This is a genomic window from Mycolicibacillus koreensis (genome assembly GCF_002104795.1).
Lineage (GTDB): Bacteria > Actinomycetota > Actinomycetes > Mycobacteriales > Mycobacteriaceae > Mycobacterium > Mycobacterium koreense.
In genome coordinates this window covers 50,249-56,616 of the sequence record NZ_NCXO01000027.1, presented here as the reverse complement: position 1 = coordinate 56,616, position 6,368 = coordinate 50,249, and the positions used below count along the sequence as shown (strand labels likewise).

The window sequence follows — 6,368 nt, the reverse complement described above, 5'->3', positions numbered from 1 at the left end:
CGCCCGGGTGCGCCGCGACCCGGCGGTCACACTGAGCAGCCCGAGCCCGGCGATCGCGAACACCGCGAACGGCAGCCCCCACATCGTCGAGCCGGCCACCCCGGTGAACCCGAGGAACGCCAGCACCAAGCAGAGCACCACGAGGAACTTGCCGACCCACTCGGCGACGGCGGTGCGCATCAGTTTCTCGCTGCGCGACCACGACCGGCACCCGGACGTGAGATTTTTTCCGGCGGCGGCCAGTTTCTCCCCGGCGTCGACCCCGCCGTCGACCGACAGGCTTCCCTCGACGGTGTCGACGCCGAGCGCGTGGCCGACCAGCGCGGTGACCGCATCGACCCCCTCCCACTGCGCCGCGTCGGCGATCCCGGTGATCGTCCAGTGCTTCGGATCGTCGCCGTCGAGGCGCACCAAGTGGCGTTCGGCCATGTGCAGCACCGTCGCCACCAGGGCGTTCTCGCCGGGGGTTTCGTTGACGATGTAGGCGGTCTGGGCCGGGCCCAGCCCGTCGGGCGGGGTGTAGAGCACCGGGGCGCCCGGGGCGTCCTCGCGGGAACGCCGCGCCCACCACCAGCCACCCGCCCCGGCGAGCAGCGTCAGCAACGCCACCACCGCGACCGCCGCCACCGAGTGGCCCAGGATCGTGTCGAAGCGGATCGTCCACGGCAGCGTCAACGCCCGCGGCGGCGGCGCGGTGACCACGTCGGCCCGCACCGTGACCGGGTTCTGCGGCGGCAGCGCAGAAGCGCTGACCGTGACCTCATCGGTGCCCGCGCCGGTGATCGCACAGGGGATCTGACCGCTGGTGTCGGCGGCGCACTGCACCAGCGCGGAGCGGGTCGGCAGGTGCAGGGTCGCCGTGGCGGTGCGGATCGGCATCGCCCAGAAGCCGACGACGTCGTAGTAGAAACTCGCCGTCGGCTCCGGGCTCGGCTGGCCGGCGTGCGCGGTGAACTGCCCGGCGGCCTCGGGCGTGGGCACCAGACCACCGTCGAAGGTGTAGCTGATCTCGTAGCGGTGCAGTCCGGCCGGCACCACGTGCTCGGGGTCCCCGATGCGCGCCACGTACATGGTGCGGGCGTTGCGCCACTCGTAGTGCACCGGCACGGGGTGGCCGTCCATGCGCACCGCAGTGACCGTCGGCAGCCGGCGGGCGTGCGGATCGGTGGGGTCATCGGCGGGGAAGAACCGGAAGATGCCATGCCGTTGCGGGGCCAACTCGACGGTCAGCGCCTCGGTCGCATACACCCGCCCGTCGGCCTCGACCCGGTAGTCGGCGGTGTAGTCGGTGATCGTCGAGGCGGTATCGACCGAGGTCGACGAGTCGCCGTCGGACTGCCCCAGCAGCGGCCAGAACAGCCCGAGGCCGACCAGCACCACCAGCACCCCCGACAGCACCAGTCGGGTAACGGTGGTTAACGGGGAGAACAACGAGCTGACGCGCGGCATCCGCTGATTCTTTCACCCGCGGCCGCCCCGCGCGGGCGCTCGTTCGAGGCGGGCGCCCACCGGACGTGACCGTTGTCACCATCGTGATGCGCGGTTGTGACCTGCTCGGATTCTGTGAACATCGGGGTGAGCAAGTAGGCTAGGTCGGATGGTGCCGCTTTGGTTCACGCTGTCCGCACTGTGCTTTGTCAGTGCGGCAGTCCTGCTGTACACCGATATCGACCGCACCCGGGGACGCGGACGACGGCGCAGGTCCTGGGCCCGCTCGCAGGGGTTCGACTATGAACCCGTCTCGACGAAGATCCTCGACCGCTGGGAGCGCGGGATCATGTCGACGGTCGGCGACGTTCAGGCCCGCAACGTGGTGCTCGGCCAGATCCGCGGCGAGGCGGTCTACATTTTCGACCTCGACGAGGTCGCGACCGTGATCGCGCTGCACCGCAAGGTCGGCACCAACGTGGTCATCGACATGCGCCTCAAGGGCATCAAGGAGCCCCGCGAAGCCGACACCTGGCTGCTCGGCGCGATCGGTCCGCGGATGGTGTACTCGACCAACCTCGACGCCGCCCGCCGTGCCTGCGACCGGCGCATGGTCACGTTCGCCCACACCGCGCCGGACTGCATCGAGATGATGTGGAACGAGCCGAACTGGACGCTGATCAGCATGCCGCTGTCGTCGACCCGCGCCCAGTGGGACGAGGGCATGCGCACCGTGCGGCAGTTCAACGACCTGCTGCGGGTGCTGCCGCCGCTGGCCCCGCAGGCGGCGCTGCCGCAGGCCGCCGAGCGTCGCCCCGCGCCGGGCCGCCCCCTGGCCCCGGCGGCCCACGCCGACCCGGTCCGCGCCGAGACGCGCCGTCCGGTGTCGAGCCCCGCCGGCCGGCAGGCCTCCCACCTGCAGCGTTGATGGCGCGTCCCGTCGCGTTGATCACCGGGCCGACCTCCGGAATCGGCGCCGGCTACGCCCGCCGATTCGCCGCCGACGGCTACGATTTGGTGCTCGTCGCCCGCGACAGCGGCCGGCTGGCCGACCTGGCCGGCGAGCTGCGCAACGAGGCCGGCCGCGATGTGGAGGTGCTGCCCGCCGACCTGGCCGACGCCGACGACCGCGCCGCGGTCGCCGAGCGCTGCGCCGCCGGCGTGCAGGTACTGGTCAACAACGCCGGATTCGGCACCTCCGGGGAGTTCTGGACCGCCGACCCCGCCCTGCTGCAGGCCCAGCTCGACGTCAACGTCACCGCGGTGATGCAGCTGACCCGGGCGGCGCTGCCGCCGATGCTCGACGCCGACACCGGCACCGTGATCAACGTCGCCAGCGTGGCCGGGCTGCTGTCCGGGCGCGGGTCGACCTACTCGGCGTCCAAGGCGTGGGTGGTGTCGTTCTCCGAGGGGCTCGCCGGCGGCCTCGACGGCACCGGGGTGAGCGTGCACGCCGTCTGCCCCGGCTTCGTCCGCACCGAATTCCACCAGCGCGCCGGGATCGAGATGGGCTCGGTGCCGTCACTGATGTGGCTGTCGGTCGATGACGTCGTCAACGAGAGCCTCGCCGACATCGCGCGCGGTCGGGTGCTCAGCGTGCCCGGTGTTCAGTACAAGGCGCTCACCACCGCCGGCCGGCTTGTGCCGCGAAATCTGGTGCGTGCCATGACGAATACTTTTGGGAGGGGCCGTGGGCGCACCTGAGCTGACCGTCTCCGACAAGGCGGAACTGGCCGAGTTGGTGCGAACCCTGGCGGTGGTGCACGGCCGGGTCACGCTGTCATCGGGCAAAGAAGCCGACTATTACGTCGATCTGCGTCGCGCCACCCTGCATCACCGTGCCGCGCCGCTGATCGGACGGTTGGTGCGCGAACTCACTGCCGACTGGGATTACGTCGCCGTCGGGGGACTGACGCTGGGGGCCGACCCGGTGGCCGCCGCGGTCATGCATGCGCCGGGGCGGGCCATCGACGCATTCGTGGTCAGAAAATCAGTGAAAACCCATGGTATGCAACGGATGATCGAAGGTGCCGACATCACCGGACGACGTGTTCTCGTCGTCGAGGACACCAGTACCACCGGGAACTCGGCGCTGACCGCGGTGCGCGCGGCGGTCAAGGCCGGCGCCGAGGTCGTCGGGGTGGCAACCGTGGTCGACCGCGCCACCGGCGCCGCGGAAGCCATCGAGGCCGAGGGCTTCACCTACCGCAGCGTGCTCGGCTTGGCTGATCTGGGGCTGGAGTAGCGGCGCTATGTCTGTGCGGGCCGTCGCTGCGGCGTTGACGGTGGTGCTTGCGGTGATGACCTCCTGTTCGCGCGCCGACGGCGTCGATGCCCCGTACGGCGCGCAAGCCGCGCGGTTGGGCAGTCAAATCAGCGTTCTCGGTTGGGATTTGACGCTTTCGGATTTGCGGTGGGGTGCTGAGCACGTACTCGTCGACATCACCGGCGAGCCCACCGATCCCGACCAGCCGCACGCCGATCCCGCCGATCTGCGCTTCGGTCTCTACGGCTCGTTGCCGTATCCGGTGGAGGCCGACGGGCTCGGTAGCTGCAAGTCGGCGGTCGGGGCGACGTCGACCCCGTTGACCGGGGCCGAGTCGGGCCGGCTCAACGGAACCCTGTGTCTGGGGCCGATGAAGAACCGCTCAGCCGTGCGCGGGGTCTATGTCTATTCTCCGCAGGACCGGATGCCGGGCACCACGGTGGCCTACCCGGCGGCGTTTCCGATCGGGTTGACGCCCACCGGCGATGGGGAGACCGGGTTGGAGGTCGCCTCCACCAGCGTGCATGCCTGGCGTGCCGACGGTCTGCAGCTGACCCAGGGGGCCCTCGGGGACGCCGACGCGTTCAACGGCAACGGGCACATGCTGATCGGGTTGACCGCCGACGCGCCCGCCGAGCGCTACCGCGAACAGTCGCAACAGCGCGGCGGGCCGCTGATGCTGATTGTCGGCCCGTTCGACGAGGGCCCGTGGTCCAATCCGGCGTGCGCGGCCTATGGATCGTCGGTGCTGGTGTTGCCGGAGGCCTCGCTGGGGGCGGTGCACATGGCGGTCTCGTTGTGCACCCAGGGGGATCTCACCGCGGCGCTGCTGTATGCCACCGTGTCGGTCGTCGGTACCCACGCCGGGGTGTGGGTCACCGGTGAGTGAGCCGGGACCGACCGAGTGGGGCACCCCGAGCACCGGGGTCGGCCCGTGGGACGGGCCGTGGCCGGCCGACCCCCGCTACGATCCGGAGCTGCTGCGCGACGGTGACACCCGCAACGTCGTCGACCCCTACCGGTACTGGCGGCGTGAGGCGATCGTCGCCGACATCGACCGGCGCCGCCACGACCTGCACGTGGCGATCGAGAACTTCGGCCAGGACGCCAACATCGGCGGGGTGGTGCGCGCGGCGAACGCGTTCGCGGTGCACACCGTGCACATCGTCGGCCGGCGCCGCTGGAACCGGCGCGGCGCGATGGTCACCGACCGCTACCAGCGACTGCTCCACCACGACACCACCGCGGCCCTGCTTCAGTTCGCCGCCACGAACGGGTTGACGGTCATCGCCGTCGACAACGTGCCCGGTGCGGCTCGGCTGGAGCGCACCGCGCTGCCGCGGCACTGCCTGATGGTGTTCGGCCAGGAGGGCCCCGGCATCTCCGCGGAGCTGCAGGCCGGGGCCGCCGCGACTGTCTCGGTCGCCCAGTTCGGCTCGACCCGCAGCATCAACGTCGCGGTGGCCGCCGGGATCGCGATGCACAGCTGGATTACCCAGCACGCTGACATCGACCGCGCGTGGTAGGGCAGTATCAGTGGACATGGATCAGCAGTGGGCCAATCGGGCGGAGAGTGCCGAAGCAGCGATCACCCAACGTCACCTCAAGAAGCTGTGGTTGCTTCCCGGCACGCAGCTCGGCGTGGTGGCCTGGCCGGCGGTGCGCCGCGAGCGCTGGTTCACCGGGGTGTGGCACTACTGGTGGCAGGCGCACGTGCTGGACTGCCTGGTCGACGCGCAGCTGCGCGACCCCAGCGAGGCGCGGCGCAAACAGATCCTCGCCCAGATCCGCGGCCAGCGGCTGCGCAACCTCGGGGTGGTCAACGACTACTACGACGACATGGCCTGGCTGGCGCTGGCGATCCAGCGCGCCGACGCGGTGACCGGCAAGACCCACCGCCGCACCCTGGAGAAGCTCACCGGCCAGCTCGTCGACTCGTGGGTGCCCGAGGACGGCGGTGGCATCCCCTGGCGCAAACAGGACCAGTTCTTCAACGCGCCCGCCAACGGCCCCGCCGGCATCTTCTTGTCCCGCATCGATGAGCGGCTGGCCCGCGCGGTGAAGATGGCCGACTGGCTCGACGCCACCCTCATCGACCCGGAGACCCACCTGGTGTTCGACGGGATCAAGGCCGGCTCGCTGGTGCGCGCCCAATACACCTACTGCCAGGGGGTGGTGCTGGGCCTGGAGACCGAGCTCGCGGCGCGCACCGGGGAGCCGCGGCACGCCAAGCGGGTGCACCGGCTGGTCGCCGCGGTCGCCGAACATATGGCCCCCAAGGGCGTGATCACCGGCGCCGGCGGCGGCGACGCGGGCCTGTTCGGTGCGATCACCGCCCGCTATCTGGCGCTGGTCGCCACCCGGCTGCCGGGGGAGGATCCCGCCGACGTCACCGCCCGCGAGACCGCGAAACGGCTGGTGCTCACCTCGGCGCGTTCGGCGTGGGACTACCGTCAGCCGGTCACCGGGCTGCCGCTGTTCGGGCCGTTCTGGGACCGCAGCGCGGAGTTGCCGCGCCCGGAGACCGACGCGCCGCCGCCCGCCGATGGTGCGGTCAACTCGTCGCAGATCCCCGAACGGGACCTGTCGGTGCAACTCGGCGGCTGGATGCTGATGGAGGCCGCCTACCGGGTGGAGGCCGGCGATCCGGACGTGCCCCCGCAGGCCTGACCGC

6 protein-coding genes and 1 pseudogene are annotated in these 6,368 nt (G+C 71.0%); 6 read left to right on the top strand and 1 reads right to left on the bottom strand.

Annotated features, from left to right (window positions below; translation table 11 throughout):
• The coding region (locus B8W67_RS12665) for a DUF2207 domain-containing protein (RefSeq protein WP_133056105.1) at positions 1 to 1,449 on the bottom strand (1,449 nt) is incomplete at its 3' end.
• A 148-nt stretch (positions 1,450 to 1,597) separates the two neighbouring features.
• On the opposite strand from B8W67_RS12665, the pseudogene ttfA reads away from it, so the two are divergent.
• From ttfA to B8W67_RS12635, 6 genes and pseudogenes are all read left to right on the top strand, one after another.
• Positions 1,598 to 2,307 (top strand): annotated as a pseudogene (gene ttfA / locus B8W67_RS12660) (trehalose monomycolate transport factor TtfA); the annotation flags it as partial.
• Positions 2,308 to 2,355: 48 nt separating this feature from the next.
• Positions 2,356 to 3,132, top strand: coding sequence for an SDR family NAD(P)-dependent oxidoreductase (locus B8W67_RS12655; protein ID WP_085304310.1), 777 nt, complete (start codon positions 2,356 to 2,358; stop codon positions 3,130 to 3,132).
• A 1-nt stretch (position 3,133) separates the two neighbouring features.
• Complete coding sequence (gene pyrE, locus B8W67_RS12650) at positions 3,134 to 3,673, top strand: orotate phosphoribosyltransferase (RefSeq protein WP_069390787.1); 540 nt, start codon at positions 3,134 to 3,136, stop codon at positions 3,671 to 3,673.
• Between the two features lie 7 nt (positions 3,674 to 3,680).
• Complete coding sequence (locus B8W67_RS12645) at positions 3,681 to 4,583, top strand: hypothetical protein (protein ID WP_109470000.1); 903 nt, start codon at positions 3,681 to 3,683, stop codon at positions 4,581 to 4,583.
• On the top strand, positions 4,576 to 5,220 hold the full coding sequence (locus tag B8W67_RS12640; protein WP_069390649.1) for a TrmH family RNA methyltransferase: 645 nt from the start codon (positions 4,576 to 4,578) through the stop codon (positions 5,218 to 5,220). The genes B8W67_RS12645 and B8W67_RS12640 overlap by 8 nt, the downstream gene beginning before the upstream one ends.
• A gap of 16 nt (positions 5,221 to 5,236) precedes the next feature.
• Positions 5,237 to 6,364 carry a glycoside hydrolase family 76 protein gene (locus tag B8W67_RS12635; RefSeq protein WP_085304308.1) on the top strand — a complete coding sequence of 376 codons (1,128 nt, stop codon included), beginning with the start codon at positions 5,237 to 5,239 and terminating at the stop codon, positions 6,362 to 6,364.
• Positions 6,365 to 6,368 lie beyond the last annotated feature (4 nt).

Coding starts and splice junctions, on each gene's coding strand:
- B8W67_RS12655 (WP_085304310.1), top strand. CDS start 2,356: ATGGCGCGTCCCGTCGCGTTGATCACCGGGCCGACCTCCGGAATCGGC.
- B8W67_RS12645 (WP_109470000.1), top strand. CDS start 3,681: ATGTCTGTGCGGGCCGTCGCTGCGGCGTTGACGGTGGTGCTTGCGGTG.
- B8W67_RS12635 (WP_085304308.1), top strand. CDS start 5,237: ATGGATCAGCAGTGGGCCAATCGGGCGGAGAGTGCCGAAGCAGCGATC.